Annotated in this window: 20 protein-coding genes and 1 riboswitch; of the genes, 19 read left to right on the top strand and 1 reads right to left on the bottom strand. The window is 38.6% G+C overall.

Annotation, left to right across the window (positions count from 1 at the left end):
- The first annotated feature begins 9 nt into the window (after positions 1-9).
- Complete coding sequence (locus GYM62_RS03160) at positions 10-864, top strand: alpha/beta hydrolase family protein (RefSeq protein WP_144607262.1); 855 nt, start codon at positions 10-12, stop codon at positions 862-864.
- 89 nt (positions 865-953) lie between these two features.
- Complete coding sequence (locus GYM62_RS03155; RefSeq protein ID WP_219958269.1) at positions 954-2,090, top strand: 1-acyl-sn-glycerol-3-phosphate acyltransferase; 1,137 nt, start codon at positions 954-956, stop codon at positions 2,088-2,090.
- A 13-nt stretch (positions 2,091-2,103) separates the two neighbouring features.
- Here the strand turns inward: GYM62_RS03155 and GYM62_RS03150 are convergent, their stop codons facing one another.
- Positions 2,104-3,342: a GAF domain-containing sensor histidine kinase gene (locus GYM62_RS03150; protein ID WP_219958268.1), complete on the bottom strand. Its 1,239-nt coding sequence runs from the start codon at positions 3,340-3,342 to the stop codon at positions 2,104-2,106.
- A gap of 155 nt (positions 3,343-3,497) precedes the next feature.
- Between GYM62_RS03150 and GYM62_RS03145 the strand changes: the two genes are divergently transcribed.
- The 17 genes from GYM62_RS03145 (at position 3,498) to GYM62_RS03065 (ending at position 21,125) form a co-directional block, all read left to right on the top strand.
- Positions 3,498-4,067, top strand: coding sequence for a peptidylprolyl isomerase (locus tag GYM62_RS03145; RefSeq protein ID WP_255590516.1), 570 nt, complete (start codon positions 3,498-3,500; stop codon positions 4,065-4,067).
- Position 4,068: 1 nt separating this feature from the next.
- Positions 4,069-5,139, top strand: coding sequence for a Gfo/Idh/MocA family protein (locus tag GYM62_RS03140; protein ID WP_219958266.1), 1,071 nt, complete (start codon positions 4,069-4,071; stop codon positions 5,137-5,139).
- 68 nt (positions 5,140-5,207) lie between these two features.
- Positions 5,208-9,074 (top strand): PAS domain S-box protein, encoded by a 3,867-nt coding sequence (locus tag GYM62_RS03135; RefSeq protein ID WP_219958265.1) that lies wholly within the window; start codon positions 5,208-5,210, stop codon positions 9,072-9,074.
- A complete protein-coding gene (locus tag GYM62_RS03130; protein WP_219958264.1) occupies positions 9,071-11,446 on the top strand; it encodes a PAS domain-containing protein in 2,376 nt (791 codons plus the stop codon). Before GYM62_RS03135 ends, GYM62_RS03130 begins: the two co-directional genes overlap by 4 nt.
- 4 nt (positions 11,447-11,450) lie before the next feature.
- Positions 11,451-11,879, top strand: a complete 429-nt coding sequence (locus GYM62_RS03125) for a response regulator (RefSeq protein WP_255590515.1) — start codon at positions 11,451-11,453, stop codon at positions 11,877-11,879.
- Entirely contained in the window at positions 11,866-12,882 is a 1,017-nt protein-coding gene (locus tag GYM62_RS03120; RefSeq protein WP_219958263.1) for a response regulator, read from the top strand. The genes GYM62_RS03125 and GYM62_RS03120 overlap by 14 nt, the downstream gene beginning before the upstream one ends.
- Positions 12,883-12,886: 4 nt before the next feature.
- Positions 12,887-13,279, top strand: coding sequence for a hypothetical protein (locus GYM62_RS03115; RefSeq protein ID WP_219958262.1), 393 nt, complete (start codon positions 12,887-12,889; stop codon positions 13,277-13,279).
- 13 nt (positions 13,280-13,292) lie between these two features.
- Positions 13,293-14,051: an SDR family NAD(P)-dependent oxidoreductase gene (locus GYM62_RS03110; protein ID WP_219958261.1), complete on the top strand. Its 759-nt coding sequence runs from the start codon at positions 13,293-13,295 to the stop codon at positions 14,049-14,051.
- A 34-nt stretch (positions 14,052-14,085) separates the two neighbouring features.
- The gene (locus tag GYM62_RS03105) at positions 14,086-14,949 is read left to right on the top strand and encodes a fumarylacetoacetate hydrolase family protein (RefSeq protein WP_219958260.1); all 864 of its coding nucleotides are present in this window, start codon (positions 14,086-14,088) and stop codon (positions 14,947-14,949) included.
- Positions 14,946-15,773, top strand: a complete 828-nt coding sequence (locus tag GYM62_RS03100; protein WP_219958259.1) for an amidohydrolase — start codon at positions 14,946-14,948, stop codon at positions 15,771-15,773. Before GYM62_RS03105 ends, GYM62_RS03100 begins: the two co-directional genes overlap by 4 nt.
- Before the next feature lie 16 nt (positions 15,774-15,789).
- Complete coding sequence (locus GYM62_RS03095; RefSeq protein ID WP_219958258.1) at positions 15,790-16,560, top strand: SDR family oxidoreductase; 771 nt, start codon at positions 15,790-15,792, stop codon at positions 16,558-16,560.
- The gene (gene fucP / locus GYM62_RS03090; protein ID WP_219958257.1) at positions 16,557-17,879 is read left to right on the top strand and encodes an L-fucose:H+ symporter permease; all 1,323 of its coding nucleotides are present in this window, start codon (positions 16,557-16,559) and stop codon (positions 17,877-17,879) included. Before GYM62_RS03095 ends, fucP begins: the two co-directional genes overlap by 4 nt.
- A 12-nt stretch (positions 17,880-17,891) precedes the next feature.
- Positions 17,892-18,242: an L-rhamnose mutarotase gene (locus tag GYM62_RS03085; protein WP_219958256.1), complete on the top strand. Its 351-nt coding sequence runs from the start codon at positions 17,892-17,894 to the stop codon at positions 18,240-18,242.
- 44 nt (positions 18,243-18,286) lie between these two features.
- Positions 18,287-18,378: riboswitch (TPP riboswitch) on the top strand.
- Positions 18,379-18,423: 45 nt separating this feature from the next.
- Positions 18,424-19,149 carry a class I SAM-dependent methyltransferase gene (locus tag GYM62_RS03080; RefSeq protein WP_219958255.1) on the top strand — a complete coding sequence of 242 codons (726 nt, stop codon included), beginning with the start codon at positions 18,424-18,426 and terminating at the stop codon, positions 19,147-19,149.
- On the top strand, positions 19,149-20,213 hold the full coding sequence (locus GYM62_RS03075; RefSeq protein WP_219958254.1) for an AIR synthase family protein: 1,065 nt from the start codon (positions 19,149-19,151) through the stop codon (positions 20,211-20,213). The genes GYM62_RS03080 and GYM62_RS03075 overlap by 1 nt, the downstream gene beginning before the upstream one ends.
- A complete protein-coding gene (locus GYM62_RS03070) occupies positions 20,210-20,845 on the top strand; it encodes a thiamine phosphate synthase (RefSeq protein WP_219958253.1) in 636 nt (211 codons plus the stop codon). The genes GYM62_RS03075 and GYM62_RS03070 overlap by 4 nt, the downstream gene beginning before the upstream one ends.
- Entirely contained in the window at positions 20,838-21,125 is a 288-nt protein-coding gene (locus GYM62_RS03065; RefSeq protein ID WP_219958252.1) for a Trm112 family protein, read from the top strand. The genes GYM62_RS03070 and GYM62_RS03065 overlap by 8 nt, the downstream gene beginning before the upstream one ends.
- Positions 21,126-21,140: the final 15 nt, after the last annotated feature.

The following is a 21,140-nucleotide window of genomic DNA, read 5'->3' as shown; positions in this document are numbered from 1 at the left end:
ACCTACAGCATGAAAAAACTTCTACTCATTTTCTTTCTTCTTCCGATTCTTGCTTTTTCGCAGGCACAAGTAGAAACATTCGAGGTTTATAGCCCTTCCATGAAAAAAACATTGAAGGCTGCGATTACACTTCCTAAAAATTACTCAAATTCTGAGAGCAGATTCCCTGTGCTTTATCTTCTCCATGGCGGAAGTGGAGCCTTTTCGGACTGGCATGAAAAAGTAACCGAGGAAAACCTCGTTAGTAAAATGGCAGATCAATACCAGGTAATCATAGTAACTCCAGGTGTGGGACCAGCCAGCTATTATTATGATAGTCCCAAAATGGATTCAGTGAAATATGAAACATACCTTATTAAAGAATTGATCCCTTTCATAGATTCTAATTACAAGACCTTGGCAAAAAAAGAGTCGAGAGCTGTAACTGGACTTTCCATGGGAGGACATGGTGCGATATTGCTTTCTGCCAAATATCCTGAATTATTTGTAGCGGCAGGGAGTATGAGTGGGGTAATGAATATTGATACAAGGATGTGGAAAGTACAGGATGATTTCAGGAATTTAAGAGCTGAAGGGCAAAAACAAATGCTTGGTCAGGAATTAAACTATGAAGCACCAAACTTCAATCCCTACACTGCCGTAGGATGGGTGAAACAAATGAAGGAAAATGGCTTGGCCCTAATTATTGATTGCGGAGTGGATGATTTTCTGATCGATACCAACAGACAAATGCATGCTCTATTACTCGAAAACGGTACTCCACATGAGTATATCGAAAGACCGGGTGCTCACACTTGGAAGTACTGGACAGAAGCGCTCCCTGTTCATATGCTATTTTTCGATAAATACCTGATCAGACAATAGATAGACAACACTAGATCCCGAAATGGTAAAAACACCTTAGAATTCTCGACTATTTTTTGCTTTTTGCAAAACATATTTCACCCAAAACTATGTCCAAATTTGATCCTATAAGGCCTTACTATGATGCTGAAGCTAATGCAGCTATCAGGAAAATCCTGGATGACCCAATGCTGGAAGCAATGATGGGATTTACTTTTCCTGAGGATAATCAGAAAAACTGGAAGGAATTAATGAAGCATACCCATTCATTGAGAGATTTCCAGATCAACTTCATTTATCCTGGTTTGATGAAGGTCTTGGAAAAAAGTTCAGATGGCCTGAGCACCGGTGGCTTTGAGCTTTTGGAGCCCAACACTGCCTATTTATTTATATCCAATCACCGGGATATCATCCTGGATACTTCTCTGCTCAATGCCTGCCTCTACGAAAATGGTTTGGTGATGACCACCTCTGCAATTGGGGACAATTTGATTCAAAAACCATTCTTACATACGCTCTCCAGATTAAACAGAAACTTTGCAATCCAAAGGAGCTTAAAAGGAAGGGAACTCCTAGAAAGCTCACAATTGGTATCTGATTATATCAGAAAATCACTGCTTCAGGAAAATAGAAGCGTTTGGACAGCCCAAAGAGAAGGTAGAACCAAAGACGGAAATGACTTTACTCAAAAGGGTGTATTGAAAATGCTAACCCTGGCGGAAAAAGAGGGAGATGCTTTTTCTTATTTTGAAAAAATCAAGCTCGTACCGGTTTCTATTTCTTATGAATACGATCCTACAGATGTATTGAAGATGCCTGAACTCCTTGCCAAAGCAAGAGATGAAAAATACATTAAAAGCGAAAATGAAGATTTCCTCAACCTCTTAAGAGGAATTATCGGGACTAAAAAGCGAATCCACATCCAAGTGAATGCTGTCTTGGATCAGGAAATCAAAGAAATAGCGCAATCAGGAAATAATCTCAGCGAGAAACTGAATCAACTTTGTCGATTGATCGATTTGCAAATTTGGAATGGCTTTAAGTTATGGCCAAGCAATTTTATTGCTCATGATTTGCTATATGGTGAAAAAGAGTATTCTGATGAGTATACGGAGGAAGAGAAGACAGCTTTTGAAAATAGATTCAAAAATAAAATAGATACCAAAGACCCAGATGTGGTCAAAAACTTCCTGTCTATGTATGCCAACCCGGTGAATAATCAAAAAAAAGCGCTCAGTGAAATCTGAGCGCTTCGGAAGTTTATGTGACGGGCAGTAAGATTTTGAATTGAGTTCCTCCGCCAAGCGAAGAATTGAGCTCCACCTTCCCTTTTAGACCTTGGACGAGATGTAGCACTAATTTCAATCCAAACCCATAGCCGGTTTCCCCCGCAGAACCATTCGTAGAAGTGCCCTCACCACACAAAATCTCATCTACCTTTTCCTGACTCATTCCAGCCCCTGAATCCTTCACTTCAAATAGCAATATTTTATCATTACCAATAATCTCCATATCGCAAAGCACCTTAATTTCCCCACCTTGCGGAGTAAACTTGATGGAGTTGGAAACAAGATTACCTAAAATTTGTAAAATCTTATTTTTCGGAAAAGGCACCTCCGCATTTGGCGATTCTACCTGAACTTCCAAATCGATATTTTTCACCAATGCTTGAGGCTCAAACATATTAACCATCTTTGCCTTCAGGGAATTCAAAGTAAACTCTGCATCGGTCGGCTTCCTAAGCTCTTTATCTTTTCTTAGTCCATAATCTTGGGATAAAATCTCATCCGCCAACTCCAGCAAGGATTTACCACTTTTCTGGATCAGATTGATAAACTCCAACACCTCCTCCAGTTTATTTTGGTTTCCTTGGGATTGAATGATTTCTGCCAAGCCAATGATACCTCCTAAAGGTCCCCGGATATCATGAGCAACTCTATTCTTAACTTGCTGAGTTTCGTGTACCTTTTTCTGAAGGCCTTCTACAGCCTTATAAATTTTAAGGCGATTGACAACTTCTTTGGCAATGATAGAAAGCATCTCTTTTTTTTCAGGACTGAGTTGCTTGTAGTCAGTGTCTAGGACGCACAAAGCTCCTAAACTTATCTCATCATTGACCTTCAAAGGAATCCCGTAATAATACCTCAAGTTTGGATGTCCAATCACAAAAGGTCTATCATTAAACCTTTCATCTGCAGACAAATCTTTCACCTCAAATTCCGACTTCTTAGGGTCCAAAATTGTGTATTGACAAATAGATTCCTCTCTAGGCATTTGACTTACATCCATACCAAAAGAAGATACACTCCATTGAGTGAAGTGATCTATCAAATTAACTAAAGAAACTTTAGTTCCTGCTATTTTAGCTGCAAGCTTGGTCAGATCAGATAGCGAGTTTTCCAGATCCATAAAATCTAGGTCCAGTTCACTTAAGGCCATCAACCTTTCCATTTCATTCTCAGGAATGAGTGATTCGGTACTAATTTTAGGGTGATTCATGCTGTAAAATAAGTGGTATATTGGGTAGGTTTCCAAATTAAAATCATCAAATAATCTCTGGATTTGAAAAGAAACAGATTCCTTTTCTTCAACAGCAAAAATCCGATGATATAATTCAAATTCAACTAATTTTATCTATGGGGAATTTATTGATAATGAGCTTTGTAGCCCTTTTTATTATTCAAGCTAATCTGTTTGCCCAAAGATTAGACACCATCCCTATCGGTTATATTCAAACCAATTTAGGAGAGGTATATATTGAGCTTGACTATAAAACACCAAGGCATCAGAGCAGCTTTATTGAACTGGCGGAAGCTGGCTATTGGGATTCACTGACTTTCAACAGGGTAATTCCAAATTTCGTAGCACAGGGAGGTTGTCCCGATACTCCGGAAGGCTTTAATGATCCTGATTTTTTACTCGAACCTGAATTTCATCCGGACCTTACTCATCAATATGGAGCTGTTGGAGCGGGAAGAGATAATAACCCGGACAAACTCTCTGCCAGATGTCAATTCTATATAGTACAAAATACGCAGGGGCTACATCGATTGGATGGGGACTATACTGTTTTCGGAAAGGTAATCAAGGGAATGGATGTAGTAGACCAAATCGTACATGTGGAGCGGGATTCTGATGACCAACCGCTCATACCGATTACCATGAAAGTCTCTGTGCTTTATCTTAACTTGGAGGATCTAGCTCAACTGAAAAACAACAATTAACATGAACCCAATTAAAATCCTGATTGTCGGTTGTGGCAACATGGGAGCCTCTCATGCAGCAGCCTACCATAAAATGTCTGAATTTGAAATTTGCGGACTGGTGGCACGAGGAGAAAGTAAAAATCGCCTCAATGAAAAACTCAAGTCCAATTATCCGCTGTTTGATAAATATGAGGATGCATTAGCCCAAAGCAAGCCAGATGCTGTTTGTATTTCTACTTATCCTGATACTCACGAGGAATTTGCCATAAAAGCTTTAGAAGCAGGCTGTCATATTTTTATAGAAAAACCACTGGCCGATACTGTCACCGGTTGCGAAAGGATTATCCAAAAAGCAAATGAAACAGGCAAAAAAGTAGTGGTTGGCTACATTCTCCGTCATCATCCATCTTGGATCAGATTTATTGAAGAATCCCAGAAATTAGGAAAACCACTTGTAATGAGAATGAACTTGAATCAACAAAGTCATGGATACATGTGGGATGTACATAGGAATTTGATGAAAAGCTTGAGTCCGATTGTCGACTGCGGCGTACATTATATAGATGTGATGTGCCAAATGACCCGGTCAAAACCATTATCAGTCACAGCTATAGGAGCTCGACTTACAGATGATATAGCCACAGATAATTACAATTATGGGCAACTGCAAATACGCTTTGAGGATGGATCAGTGGGATGGTATGAAGCAGGCTGGGGACCTATGATTTCGGAAACAGCCTTTTTTATAAAAGATGTATTCGGACCAAAAGGAGCGGTGTCGATTGTAGCCAAAGATGCTGGAGCATCTGGAAAGTCAGACGATGTGGATTCTCATACCAAAACAGAATCTATCAGAGTTCATCATGCTGCCATTAATGATAAAAATGAATTTACAAAGGCTGACCAATGGATAGATATGAAGGATGAACCCAATCACCAAGAATTATGCAATCGAGAACAAAGCTATTTCTTAAAAGCTATCCAAAAAGATTTAGATTTGAGTGACCACTTGCAGGATGCTTTAAACAGTCTGAAAATAGCATTTGCTTGTGATGAATCCGTCAAAACCGGGAAGGTTGTAAAGGTATGATATGCCTAATCCCGTTCTTTCAAAAATTAAATATAAAGCGTAAATTATAAGCATCAACATTACCCTTGATGAGCCCTGCAAAAAAAAATCACCCCACCCAATCTGGCTCTCAGAAAACTTCTTCTGAGAAATCTGATCCAAAAAACACAAAGTTTGTAGATGCTATTGAAAATATCAACGGGCTAGGGATTTGGAAATTAAATATCCAAACCGGAGAAAATGATTGGTCTGAGGAATTTTTCAAGATTTGCGGACTCAATCCGAAAAATACAATTCCCAGCACAGAACTTAGATGGTCCATTATTCATCCTGAGGACCGAGAAGAAGCAAAAAAAGCTTTTGAAAATTCAATTACCACGGGAAATCCCTACAAGCTAGAAAAGCGGATTACCCTACCAAATGGGGATATCAAACACATTGAATCCGAAGGTAGGGTTAGTTTTGACGAACATGGTAAGCCTCTTTACTTGATTGGTACATTCAAGGATCTCACCGATTTGAGGGCCAATGAAAATCAATTAACTCAAACCACAGACGAATTAGATAGCATCCTAGAGAATTCGATTGATTTGATTTTTATTTTCGACAAGGATGGAGTGATATCAAAGATCTCCAATAGTGTCGTTGAAACCTTGGGTTATCCCAAAGAAGATATTATTGGGAGGGAGTATACGGAATTTGTTTATCCGGCAGATTTACAAAAAACAAGGGAAGCAAGTGATCAAATCAGAGATGGGGTTAAGATTAGAAATTTCAAAAACCGTTATTTGAATTCAGAAGGAAAGCTGATTCATTTTAATTGGTCTGCTTCCCTGAAAAAGGGCACTGATGATGTTTTGGCAATTGCCCGAGATATTACAGAGTTGGAAGAAATTAAAAAATCCAGGAAGCAGGATAATTTTCGAATTCAAACCATACTCAATACCTCCCCCGATTTAATCTGGAGTTTAGATAGAGACTTTAAATTGGTCAGTGCTAACACAGCTTTTAAACAAATCATCAAAGAGAGTATAAACTGGGAAATCAAGGAAGGAGACGATCTCCTTTCAATTGAGAAATATGGTCCAGATTACATTGAAATCTGGAAAAACCACTATGAAAAAGCATTTTCTGGAAAAAAAATAAAAGTTGAGGATGTCGTAAAAACCCAAAATTCGGAGACTCCTTGCATCTACGAAACCAAAATCAATCCCATCAAAATCAAGGGTGAAGTGGTTGGATTAGCCTGCTTTTCAAGAAATATTACTGAAAAACGAAATGCAGCTGAAAAAATCAAGCAGCTAAACAAGCGCCTATTAAAAGGACAGGAAATGTCCAAAATAGGATATTGGGAAAGTAATTTGATTACCAACCAGATTTTTTGGTCAGATGAAATGTATAGAATCTGGGAAGTAAAAAAATCTGACAGCGATCTCAATTTTGATTTTTTCTTTGAAAGCATTCATCCCGAGGACAAGAAGAATTTCCTTTACCATAGAAATAGAGCAATTACAAAAGAGAAGAATCTAGACGTAGTCTATAGAATTATTTCCCAAAAAGGCAAGGTGAAATACATCCACGAATTAGGAGAACTTGTCGAAGATGATAAAAATGGAGAACAGGTATTTAGAGGAACTGCTCAGGAAATCACCAAGGAAAAAGAAACTGAAATCCAACTAAGAGATAGAAATTTTTTCATCGAATCAACCCTTAATAATATCCCTTTGGGTATTGCCGTCAATAAGATTAGCGATGGTGAGGCCACTTATATGAACAAGGCTTTTGAAGAAGTATATGGATGGCCAAAAGAAGAGATTGTCAGTGTAGAATCCTTTTTCCAAAAAGTTTATCCCAATCCTGAATATAGAGAGTGGATTCAAAAAAGGATTATGGATGATATTTTAAGTGGAGATCCTGAAAGAATGACATGGAGAGGGATTGTCGTAACCACCAAAGATGGAAAAGAGAAAATAGTCAATGCAAAAAACATCCCGGTTCCTGATTTGAATTTGATGATCTCTACGGTCGCAGATGACACAGAAAGATATTGGGCTGAGGAAGCTTTAAAAATAAGTAATGATAGATTTAAGTTAGTATCTGAAGCCGTTTCTGATGCTATCTGGGATTGGGACCTAGAAAAAAGCACCATTTTCTGGGGTAGAGGGTATCATCGCTTATTTGGATATCCTGAATCAAAAAATCAAGTGGATGAAAGCGCATGGTTGGAAAGTATACACCCAGATGATTATAAAGACATTTGGCATAGTATCCTAGAGGCTAGAAAAAATCCTAAGCAAAAGTTCTGGTCTGGTGAATATAGATTTAAAAGGTTTGATGGATCCTATGCTTATGTTGATGAAAAAACCATCATCATCAGAAACTCCAAGGGAGATCCGGTTAGAATGGTGGGTGCCTTACAAGATATCACTAAAGAAAAAGAACGTGAAAATCATCTGAAATTATTGGAGTCAGTGGTAACAAATACCACAGATGCAATTCTTATCACCAATGCTGACCCAGATGAAGAAGGGTACAAAATTATATACGCAAATCAATCATTTGTAAATATGACGGGGTATTCCCAAGATGAAATCTTAGGAAAAACACCTAAAATTCTCCAAGGGAATGATACTGATCTGGAGAAAATGAAAAGATTCGGAAAGGAGCTTAGAGAATGGAAGAGTACTTCCGTCGAAGTAATTAATTATAAGAAAGACGGCACTCCATTTTGGGTGAATATAGTGGTTGTCCCTGTCGCCGATGAATCCGGATGGTACACCCACTGGGTAGGCATCCAAAGAGACATTACGGAAAAGAAACAAAGAGAACAGGAGCTCGAATTAATGAACGAGCGATTCAAAATGGTTTCTGAGGCTACCAATGATGCTATTTGGGATTGGGATGTGAAAAATGGGAATCATTTCTGGGGCGAGGGTTTTTCCAAATTATTTGGAATAGATCTCAGCAAAAAGAAAAATGATACCGAAGAATGGGAAAAGCGCATCCACCCTGAAGATCGAGAGAAAGTATTGGCTCATCTCCAATCAGTATTTGAGAATCCTAATCAAAATGACTTTCAAATTGAATATAGATTTCAAAAAAATAAAACTGAATATGCCTACGTCTTAGACTCTGGGACTGTCATAAGAGATCAAGAAGGTAAGCCAACCAGATTAGTTGGTGCTGTGCAGGATATTAGTGCGCAAAAGGATTACGAAAACTCCCTCAAACAATTAAATGAAACGTTAGAGAAGGCCAATAAAGAGCTGGAACTTTCCAATCAAGAATTGGAACAGTTTGCATATGTGGCATCTCATGATTTACAAGAGCCTTTAAGAATGATCTCCAGCTTTTTGGGATTGATCGAAAAAAGATATGATACAGTCCTAGACGAAAAGGGAAAGAAATATATTCACTTTGCTGTGGAAGGTGCAAAGAGAATGAGACAAATCATCTTGGATCTCCTCGAATTTTCCAAACTGGATAATTTTCAAGAATCCAAAATATGGATTGAATCATCAGAAATCCTGAACATTTCTAAGCTTTTCCTTAAAAAAACTATACAGAAAAAGGATCCTATCTTCCATATCTCCCAATTACCGAAGGTTTTTGGACATAAAAGCACCTTGGTTCAGCTTTTCCAAAACCTGATTTCAAACGCAATCAAATACCAACCTGAAGGACAAAAACCTGAAATTTGGATCTCTGCAAAAGAGAAAAAAACCGAATGGGAGTTTGCTTTCAAAGACAATGGAATAGGCATAGAAAAAGACTATGTAGAAAAAATCTTTATTATTTTCCAAAGACTGCATGTACAAGAAAGCTATTCAGGAACTGGGATAGGGCTAGCGATTAGTAAAAAAATTGTCGACATGCATGGAGGTAAAATCTGGGTGAATTCTACCCCATCTAAAGGTTCAACATTCTATTTCACGATTCAAAAGCCTAGCGAATGATGAAATGGATTAGGCGTCTTTTCTTCAAATCTCCTGTGATCACAGGTCTAGTCGTTTTTCTTTTATCCTTTGGCACAGGCCTTTATCTAACCTTAAAAGAATACCAGCTAGAGCTAATTGAGGAAAAAGAGAATGTTGAAAATATTGCAGAATTAATTGAGGATAGAATCGCTAAGATTATATCCTCTGCAAATTCAGCTGTAAATATTCTTGCCTACTTAGTAAGAACAGATAGACTGGATCAAAATTTCAGAGAAGTTGGAAGAAGCATAATCGATAACATTGACATTATTGATCAAATTCAAGTCTTAGACTCAGGGGAAATTGTAGCAACCTACCCATTGGTCGGAAATGAAATGGTAATTGGCTATGATATCCTCAAAGATCCGTATAGACGAGAAGAGGCTATTATGGCGATTGAGCAGAGGGAGCTTTATTTTGCAGGTCCCTTTGAGCTGAAACAGGGTGGAAAAGGTATAGTGGGAAGGCTCCCACTCTATAAAAATGGCGTATTTGAAGGTTTTACAGCAATCATTATTGATTGGTATAAATTCCAAGATCAGGTCTTATTTGGCTATCAACCCAATTCAGAGTATACTATAGACATCTTAAAAATAGACCCTATCAATAAGGACATTTCTTCCTTACTTAACAGTAACTTTTCCCAATCCGGCGGTCCCATTACAGAATTGGTTATTCCTAGTGGAAATTGGATTATTAAAGTTCAATTGGACAATAGCAACGCGTTTATCTCCATTATTCCAAATACACTTTTTCGATTGATTTCATCAATCCTCTTGGGATTTTTAATCTTTAAACTTGCTGAACAGCCATATAGACTTTCAAAGCAAGTCGAGGAAACTACCAAGGAGTTGTTACTCAGTAATCAGCGGTTTGAACTGGCAACCAAAGCAACTTCTGAAATAATCTGGGATTGGGATATGGAGAAGGACTACACTTATCGAAGTGAAAATTTTGAAAGATTATTAGGGTATAGTCAAGAGGAGTCCTTCAACAATGATAAATTCTGGAAATCCATCATTCATCCTGAGGATTATAATGAGGTTGAAAGCAACTTGAAAAAAGCTTTGGATAGCTCTGCTGAAAAATGGTCCCAAGAATTTCGAGTTAAAAAATCAGACGGACAATACCTTTTCATAGTTGATAAAGGTCTTATCATCAGGAATAAAAAAGGTAAGGCAATCAGGATGATAGGCTCTACCCAAGATATTACAGCTCGAAAAAAGGCCGAAACAGACCTAGCAGATCAGAGACAGAGACTAACTAATGTAATTGAAGGAACAGGCGCCGGTACTTGGGAATGGAATGTACAAACAGGTGAAACCCAATACAATGAAACTTGGGCGAATATTATAGGTTATACCTTGGAAGAATTAGCCCCTCTAAGCATTCAGACATGGATTGACTTTGCTCATCCGGAAGATCTTGAGCAATCCAATCAAGAGCTTGAAAAATGTTTTAGAGGTGAGACTGAGTCTTATGAGTCAGAGTGTAGAATGAAGCATAAAGACGGAAGGTGGGTGTGGGTATTAGATAGAGGAAAAGTATTCTCTTGGACTAAGGATGGAAAGCCTTTAATGATGTTTGGAACCCATGTGGATATTACTGAGAAAAAACTTCGCGAGGAGGAGATAAAAAGGACAAACCTTCAGCTACAATCCGCCAACGAAGAATTAAAATCATTTGCTTCGGTGGCTTCGCATGATATGAAGGAGCCTCTTCGAATGATTAGCTCCTTTCTTCAGCTTTTGGAAAAAAAGTATGAAAATGTATTAGACGAAAAAGGAATTCAATATATCCGATTTGCAGTAGATGGTTCTAAGAGGCTAAGTCAACTGATAGATGATATGATGGAATATGCTCAAATTGGTTTTGATCCCTCCAAACTCAGCAAAGTGGATTTGAATTCAGTGGTTGAGGAAGTTATACAACTAAAACAGAAAGTGATTGAAGAAAATAATGCCATAGTTGAAGTAAGTCCTCTTCCCGATATTTTAGGAATTCGGAGCCCGATCAAAAGCGTTTTCATCAATCTCATTTCAAATGCTTTGAAATATCAGAAGAAGAACGTTCAACCTGTTGTTAAAATATATTCTACCAAAGAAGGATCCGATTACAGAATTACTGTAGAAGACAACGGAATCGGCATTGACAAAGAGTATTATCAAAAGATTTTCAATATTTTTAAAAGACTTCATACGAAGGATGAATACCCTGGAACTGGAATCGGTCTAGCAATATGCAAAAAAGTAGTTTCACAGCATGGTGGAAAAATCTGGCTTGATTCTGAACCTGGAAAAGGCAGTACATTTCATTTCTTATTAAGAGCATATGACGATCAGACCTATTAACATCATGCTTATAGAGGATAACGAAGGCGATATTATCCTCATCCAAGATGCGCTTGAAGAAGCTAAGATTCTCAACAACATGACTATTGCGAGAGATGGTGCTGAGGCGATTGAAAAACTTGAAAAATTAGTGATTGAGACTCCAAATAATTTACCTGATTTGATCTTATTGGACATCAATCTTCCCAAGAAAAATGGCCATGAAGTATTGGAAATATTAAAAAGTAATTCGCGTTTAAAACAAATTCCAATAATCGTCTTGACCACCTCTTCTTCTGAATTAGATATTTTCAAAGCTTACGATTTACATGCAAATTGCTATATTATCAAACCCGTTGAAATCAGTGAATTTCTTAGAGTAGTCAGTAAAATTGAAGATTTCTGGCTATCTGTAGTAAAGCTTCCCAAACCAGCACGTAATGAAGAAGGATGAAAAACCTTACCATATTTTAGTAATTGAAGACAATCTCGGTGACTTCGTCATATTAGAGGAATATTTGTCAGAGTCAATACTCCACCTTGAAGCGACTCATGCTGAAAATTTCAAAGAAGCCGTAGAGCTACTTGAAAAAAATGAACGGCAATACGATTTGGTTTTCCTGGACCTCTCCCTTCCAGATAAATCCGGAGAGGAGTTAGTTAAAGAAATTACTGGTAGAGCTGAGGAAATTCCGGTTGTCGTTTTAACAGGTTTTGCAGACTTGGAATTTGGAAGTCGATCACTTGCCTTAGGCGCTTCAGATTACCTGGTCAAAGATGACCTCTCTCCCGCAGTTCTGTACAAAAGCTTGATCTATAATATTCAGCGGGTAAATTTTATCTCTGAATTAAAAGACTCCAAGAAAAAGTATGCAGATCTTTTCCAGTTAAATCCCTCTCCTATTCTTGTTTATGACTTTGAAACACTCAAGATTTTAGACGTCAATGAGGCATCTGTTCAAAAGTATGGATACAGCAGAGAAGAATTCTTAAATATGGATTTAAAAGATCTTCGACCTAAAGAAGATGAAGCCATTTTGATTTCAGCTGTTGAAGAATTTTGGAAAAAGAATGGAAAAAACTACAAGAAAATATCCAGACACCTCAAAAAAAACGGGGAGCTCATGGATGTTGAAAGAAGTCCAGCCAAAATAAAAATCAATAATAAGGATGCTGGAATGGTCTTAATCAACGACATCACAGAAAACCTTAAGTATATCCATAAAATAGAAGAGCAAAATCAAACCTTTAAGGAAATCGCATGGATTCAGTCGCATGTGGTCAGAGCACCTTTGGCTAGATTGATGGGACTTGTAAACCTATTGGAGGGCTCGGAAGATAATCTAAGTGAGGACAACCAAAAACTGGTAGAGTACATCAAACTTTCAGCTGAAGAATTAGATGCAATCATTAGAGACATTAGCAAAAAGTCAGAAGGAATTTATAATGAATCCTAAGCCTATGAATAAGGAACTTATTATAATTGACGATGACGATATTTTATTGGTGATTCTTGAAAAGATGTTCGGGAAGATTAATCCAAACCTCAAAATATCCACCTTTATCAAGGGTAGCGATGCATTGACTTTTTTAAAAAATTCAGAGTTCAATCAACCTCCTACCCTGCTAGTAGACCTCCATCTCAAAGATTTAAAAGATTGGGACTTTTTGGACAAACTGGAAACTGATGACAGGTTCCGTTCCAAAGTTTTTATCATTACATCTTCAGTGAACTCCGAGAATCCAAGTAAATCTAAGAGGTATAAAAACGTAGCCGGTTTTTTTGAAAAACCTTTAACTTTTGACATCATCCAAAGAATCAACCAATTAATCGTGGAATCTAATCCTAATTGAAAATAACCCAAGAATGAAAGAGCAACAAGTCCTGATTACTGGAGGAGCAAGTGGAATAGGCTTAGCAATGGTTCAAAAATTTGCTACTGAAGGTGCTCGGGTCTTTTTTATTGATACAAACTCTACAGAAGGTCAAAAGACAGAAACCATAGAAAGAGAGAAAGGACATCAGGTTACTTTTTGGCATGTAGACATTACCTCATTGGATCAAGTCAGGCAAAGAATCCAAACCCTTTCAGGAAAACTTCATGCTCTTATAAATAATGCAGGCATCTCCCATATTGGAAAACTAGAAAACACGAGTGAAGAGGATTTTGACCGGATAGTTCAGGTCAATGTGAAGGGAATGTTTTTGGTCACCAAAGCAGCATTGCCAAAACTTATTTCAGAAGGAGGAGGAGCTATTCTCAACCTTTGTTCTGTAGCAGCTACCATGGGTATTCCAGACCGCTTTGCCTACAGCATGAGCAAGGGTGCAGTTCTTTCCATGACTTTGAGTATTGCGCGGGACTATGTAGATCAGGGAATTCGCTGCAACTGCTTATCCCCTGGCAGAGTCCACACACCTTTCGTTGATGGTTTTTTGGCAAAGAATTATCCCGGAAAAGAAAAAGAAATGTTCGAAAAACTTGCCTCCACACAAGCTATGGGAAGAATGGGGAAACCAGAAGAAATCGCCGCACTGGCTTATTTTCTTTGCAGTGAGGACTCAAAGTTTATTACTGGTACAAACTTCAATATTGATGGAGGTTTTCAGAACCTGAAAATGTAAGATATAAACCTGATCATAACCTAAACCTATTTGAATGAAACTTATCCGATTTGGAGAAAAGGGACAAGAAAAACCCGGAATCCAAAATTCAGAAGGAAAAAATCTAGACTGTAGCAGCTTTGGAGAGGACTGGAATGAGACCTTCTTAACCAATAATGGACTGGAAAGATTGAAAGTTTGGCTGCAGGCCAATCAATCCAAACTTCCTGAAATCCCGGCTAACTCCAGACTAGCCTCTCCTATCGCCAGACCTTCCAAAATCATTTGTGTTGGCTTGAATTATAGAAAGCATGCTGCTGAAGCAGGAATGGCAGTTCCTGAGGTGCCAATTTTATTTATGAAAGCCACTTCCTCCCTATCTGGGCCATATGATCCTATTTTTATTCCAAGAAACTCAAAGAAAACAGATTGGGAAGTTGAGCTGGCAGTGGTAATTGGGAAAAGGGCAAAATACGTATCCGTTGAAAATGCGATGGATCATGTAGCAGGATATTGCCTCCACAACGATGTAAGCGAACGGGATTTCCAACTCAATCATGGAGGGCAGTGGGTAAAAGGAAAAAGCGCAGACAACTTCGCACCACTAGGTCCATTTTTAGCAACCAAAGAAGAAATACCCGATCCCCACCAATTGAGATTATGGCTCAAACTCAATGGAAAAATTCTTCAAGACAGCTCAACTTCTGATTTGATATTTGACATTCCAACCATAGTATCTCATATCAGTCAGTACATGACCTTATTGCCGGGTGATATAATTTCCACTGGTACTCCAGCGGGCGTCGGCATGGGACTCAAGCCAGAACCCAAATATTTGGAGCATGGTGATGTGGTTGAATTGGGAATAGAAGGCCTTGGAATCTCAAGACAAGTGGCCATCAATGATCCTGAAGCATGAGAATTGACTCCCATCAGCACTTTTGGGAGTATAACCCAAAAAATCAGGACTGGATAGACGACTCCATGAAAAGGATTCGCAGAAATTTTTTACCAGGCGATTTAAAGCCATTGCTAGATGAATTTCATTTGGATGGCTGTGTTGCGGTTCAGGCAGTCGAGTCCTATCGGGAAACAGATTATTTATTGGATTTAGCAGATCAAAATCCCTGGATTTTGGGAGTGGTTGGCTGGGCAGACCTGACTTCAGAAAATTTGGAGGAAAAGCTGGAGGAATACAATGAACATCCTAAGTTGAAGGGCTTCCGGGAAGTATTGCAGTCAAAAGATCCTCGCTATATGCTTCAGGAGAACTTTATACGAGGTTTACAAACGCTACATTCCAAAGGTTATACTTATGACATATTGGTATATCCCCAGCATCTCAAAGCTGTTTTGGAGTTGGTTAAAAAATGCCCAAATCAATCTTTTGTCATAGACCATCTTGCTAAACCCTTTATCCAAAAAGGGGAATGGAAAGAATGGCAAAAACTCCTCGCTCCCATAGCGGAAAGAGAGCTGATTCACTGCAAAATTTCAGGAATGGTGACGGAGGCAGATTGGAAAAACTGGAATAAGGATCAGCTTTATCCATACTTAGAAATTGCTTTGGAGCTATTCGGACCTCAAAGACTCATGTTTGGAAGTGATTGGCCGGTTTGTCTTCTTGCTGCAGAATATGAGCAAGTGATAGGTGTAGTTGAAGAGTTTACAGACACGCTTTCCAAAGATGAAAAAAGTTGGATAATGGGAAATACGGCTGAAAAATTTTACAAATTAAGCTAGCCTAAATTTATTTACTATGAATCTCTCCCTCAATCAAAAAGTGATACTCATATCGGGCGGTGCCAAAGGTATCGGAGCTGCAGTTGCAAAAGGACTGATTGAGGAAGGAGGGATTCCTGTGATTATCGATCCATCGGGAGAAGAAGCCAGGCAAATTATTGATTTTGCAAATAATCAAGCCTTGCACCTTCCTTTAAGACTAGTAAGGGCAGCCGATGCGTCAAGAGCTGTTGAGGAAACCCTAAGAAAATTTGGAAGAATAGATGGCATAGTAAATAATGCAGGTTCCAATGATGGAGTAGGTTTGGAAAATGGTAATCCGGAGGCATTTGAAAACTCAGTGTCTAAAAACTTATTCCACTATTACCATTTAGCGCATTATTCTCTGCCAGCTCTAAAGACAAGTCAAGGCAGCATAGTAAATATTTCTTCCAAAACAGCAGTAACTGGTCAGGGAGGAACATCTGGATATGTCGCTGCAAAAGGAGCACAGCTAGCTCTGACTCGTGAGTGGGCAGCAGAACTTCTCCCCTATCAGATCAGGGTTAATGCAGTGATCCCAGCAGAAGTATATACCCCGATGTATGAAAACTGGATCCAATCCTTTCCAAATCCAGAAGAAAAACTGGAAGAAATAAACCGGAAAATCCCCCTGGGAAGAAGAATGACTCAAGCTGATGAAATTGCAGCTATGGTCCTGTTTCTGCTTTCACCCAGATCTTCCCATATCACCGGCCAACATCTTTTCGTAGATGGGGGCTATACTCATCTTGACAGGGCTTTATGAAATCAGCTACTCCCATAGTCCCAAAAAATCTTCTTATTCCCTTTGTTTTAATTACCTCCTTATTTGCCTTGTGGGGATTTGCCAATGACATCACCAATCCCATGGTTGCGGCTTTTAAGCGAGTTCTGGAATTGAATAATGTCCAAGCATCATGGGTGCAAATGGCCTTTTATGGAGGTTATTTCACTATGGCTTTGCCAGCAGCCTTTTTTATTAAAAAATACTCTTATAAAACCGGAGTCTTGTTGGGTTTAGGCTTATATGCTTTTGGAGCTTTACTCTTTTACCCAGCAGCTGCATGGGAAAGCTATGGATTCTTTTTAGCTTCCTTATATATTTTGACTTTTGGATTGGCTTTTCTGGAAACTACAGCTAATCCCTATATTCTCTCCATGGGAGCAGAGGCCACGGCCACACAAAGACTCAACCTTGCACAAGCATTTAATCCTATGGGCGCATTGGCTGGCCTTTTCGTAGCAAAACAATTTATTCTGAATGCTTTGCAATCCAATAACTTGGATGAAAACGGGAAATTAATTTACCCCACTTTGGAAGAAGCTTCTAAAGCGCTGGTTCGAACCAATGATCTAATGGTCATAAGGAACCCTTATGTCATGCTAGGTTTGGTGGTGTTAGGAATCATGCTTCTTATAGCTTTGGTTAGAATGCCTGAGTCAAAGGATAGCGGAAAAATTAATTTCTGGCCGAGCATGCAAAGGCTTTTTTCTAATAAAAATTTCGTGGGAGGAACGATCGCTCAGATGTTTTATGTAGGTGCTCAAATTATGGTTTGGACCTATATTTATCAATATGCAGAAGCAATGGGAATTGAGAATGCAGATGCTGTGAATTACGGATATGCAGCATTGATTTTATTTTTGATAGGCAGGTGGATTTGCACTTTCCTCTTGAGATATATTTCAGCAACCAATCTTCTGCTTTCCTTTTCAGTTCTAGCCATATTTTTTACGGGAGGGGCAATTTTCATTCCAGGAGAATTAGGGCTTTACAGTTTGGTAGGAATCAGTTTTGCCATGTCATTAATGTTTCCCACCATCTACGGAATCGCTTTGGAAGGACTAGGAGAAGACGCCAAGTTTGGGGCTGCATTTTTGGTTATGGCAATTGTAGGCGGAGCAATCATGCCTACTTTACAGGGAATAGTCTTGGACTGGGGAGGTTCGGGATATACCGATATTCAAATCTTGGGCGTATCCGAAGTTCGATTCTCCTTTTTTCTGCCACTAATTTGCTTTGTGGTGGTCGGCCTTTTCGCCTACCAAGTCCAACGTCGAAAGAAGAACTTGAATGCTTTATAATTTGATAAACTGATGAAAACTTTCCTCTTGATCTGTGACTTGAAAGATGAACCTGAAGCTATCGAGGCCTATGATAAATGCCATCAAGCTGTGCCAGAACCAATTCTGGAAAGCATTCAAGAATCAGGAATTCTTGAAATGAATATTTTTCGTTGGAAAAACAGGCTCAGCATGACTTTAATAACCAAAGATGATTTCAGTTTTGAGAAAAAAGAACAATTGGACCTAGCCAATCCTAAAGTGCAGGAGTGGGAATCCTTTGTAGGACAATATCAACAAAATCTACCTGGAACTCCTCCTCACTGGAAATGGGCTATTTGTGAAAAGATATTTGATTTTAAAACTTTTGCAAAAGAGCAATAATCATAAAGTTTTTAGACTTTCTCTCGTTTGTACTTATATTTGATACATTAACAACGGGGTGCCTAATCAAGGCTGAGATCATACCCGCAAACCTGATCTGGATAATGCCAGCGTAGGAATTGTAAATGCCAATAAGGCTCTATTCTTTATGGGATTCATTCAGGTCTAACTATTTAGACGAATGAGCAAATTAATCCAACAAGAAAAATTTCAAGTTGTACCTGAGGAAATTCGAACCTGGCAAGGTCGAAAAGAATGGTTCTTCAATCGAGATGATACAGATCATTACGAACAATACTACGAAGGCCCTTATAAGAAACAAGAAGTTTGGCAAAAAAAGACTTTAGAGGACTTAATTAAGCAAGATCGCCGAGTTCAGACCTTATTAGAATTTGGCTGCGGAACAACTAGATTTACCCGCTGGTGGCATGAGGTCGGCATAGAAGCTACTGGAGGGGATATTTCCCCATTTATGCTAGCCCAAGGCGTACAGCTTTTTGATGGAGATCTGGTTTTGGCTGACTCGCACCATATGCCCTTCAAGAACCACTCCTTCGATGCATTGGCCTTCATTACTACCTTCGAATATTACAAAAACCCCGAAGCTGTAATCCAAGAAGCTGCTAGAGTAGGAAAGTATGGGATTATTTTTGGAATGATGAACCGTAATACTCCTAAACTAATTCGAAGAAGAGTCCAGCAGTTTTTTGGCAAAAATAATTATTACGTGACTGCCAACTTTTACACACCAGCATCATTGAAAAACCTTCTAGATAAAGCCCTTCCTGATAGGGATTTCAAAATCGAATGGAATGCTACTGGTCTTCCTGAATGGTTTCCGAAAAAGCAGTGGAAAGTCCCTTTTGGTGATTTTTTTGGTTTATATGTTCAATTCAATGATGTATAATGGGTGCTTTTGAAAATTTCTCAGGAAAAATAAGTGCACAAATTTTCAAGCAAAACCTTTTGAACCGTTACGGTGCCAAAAGAAAAGAGGTGATTTGTGGTCCCAAATTTGGGGTTGACACAGCGGTCATAGATTTAGGAAATGGTAGCGCATTAGCTATATCTTCAGACCCATTGACTTTAATCCCTTCCTTGGGAATGAAGGTATCTGCGTGGCTCTCAATCCATTTGCTGGTCAATGATATGTGCACAACTGGATTTGCTCCACAATATGCCCAATTTGTACTGAATCTTCCTTCCAACCTGAGTAGGGAGCAATTTGACGAATATTGGCAGTATATTCATGATCTATGTGAAACATTGGATGTTTCAATCACCGGAGGACATACCGGACAGGTACCTGGACAAGATTCTACTATTTCAGGAGGTGGAACCATGTTTTTACAGGCTCAAAAGGATAAAATTCTCACCAGTAACCTAGCACAGGATGGAGATTCCTTAATCCTAACAAAGGGAGCTGCTCTGTCAAGTACTTCATTGTTGGCTATGGCTTTTCCTGATTATGTCCGGCGAAATTTAGGAGAAACAAAATTCCAAAAAGCAATAAATAACTTTTGGAAGCTCTCCGTTCTCCCCGAGGCAATGCTGGCTTCTACTAATTTAAATCACAAAAGCGAACTTAGAGCTATGCACGACGTCACCGAAGGTGGAGTCTATGGAGCTATAAATGAAATGGCAGATGCTTCTGGATTGGGATTTGTGATAAATCGAACTAAAATTCCCGTCCTAAATGAAATCAGAGAAGTGGCAGAATTATTCAAAATAGATCCATTAATCTCGATTGGGGCCGGAGCCTTACTTTTATCTGTAAAAAAAGAATTAGAAAAACCTTTGCTTCAACTATATGAACAACATAACATTGAAGCATGCTGTATAGGAAATTTTACTTCCTCCCAAACAAAAGAAATAATATGTCAAAATGGGGATGTAATACCTTTTGAATTTGATGGTAAAGACCCCTATTGGGAGGCATTTTATAATGCCCTTAAATCTGGAATTTCATGAAATCACTTTCTGGACTCTATTTGGTATTAGACCCAAACCAAAACTGGGAGTCTACATATTCTAAACTCCAACTTGCACTTGAGGCGGGACTAGGAGTTGTCCAGATTTGGAATAACTGGTCTGAGAGTGTAGATCAAACTCAAAAACAAGAATTTTGCAAAAGAGTAAAGGAAATTGCAGACCACTTCAAAGTCCCTGTACTAATCAATGAAGAATGGATATTAGCCTTGGAAACTGAGCTAGACGGAGTACATTTTGATCATATCCCAGCAGACTGGAATATCATTAAAAAACGACTTGAAGACAAACTGATTGGACTTACCGTTGGTAATGAGTTGGAGCTAATTCAGTGGGCTAATGAAAATAAGCTTTCCTATATCAGTTTTTGTTCTGTTTTCCCTTCCTCCTCGGTAGATACCTGTCAGCTCGTAAAGCATGAAACCATAAGGCAGGCCGAAACATTAACCTCTTTACCAATATTTCTTTCTGGAGGTATTAAGCCCGAAAACCTACACCTACTTGAAGAATTTTCTTATCAGGGCTTAGCTGTTATTTCAGGGATCATGAATCAGATTAATCCCAAAAAAGCATCTCTAGACTATATCCAAAAAATGAAAAATCATCATGAATAGAAAACTAATTCAAAAACTCTGCTGTCCTTTTGACAAAAATGATCTTTCAATAAAAGTTATTCTCGAAACAGAAGATAAGCAGATCATCGAGGGAATTCTAAATTGTTCTAAATGTCAAAGATATTTCCCAATCATTTATGGTATCCCAATTATGACACCGGATGAGTATAGAGAAAAATCCTTAGAATTACCCAGCCTGCAAAGATGGGGACTTGAAATTGATTCAGAACAAAAATCTTTTCAATTAATCATTCCCATTGAGCAAAAAAAATTAAAATAATAACAACGAATATCA

It is taken from the genome of Algoriphagus sp. NBT04N3 (assembly GCF_019443765.1).
Taxonomy (GTDB): domain Bacteria; phylum Bacteroidota; class Bacteroidia; order Cytophagales; family Cyclobacteriaceae; genus Algoriphagus; species Algoriphagus ornithinivorans.
The sequence above is the reverse complement of the archived record's forward strand: the minus strand, read 5'-3'. Positions and strand labels throughout refer to the sequence as shown.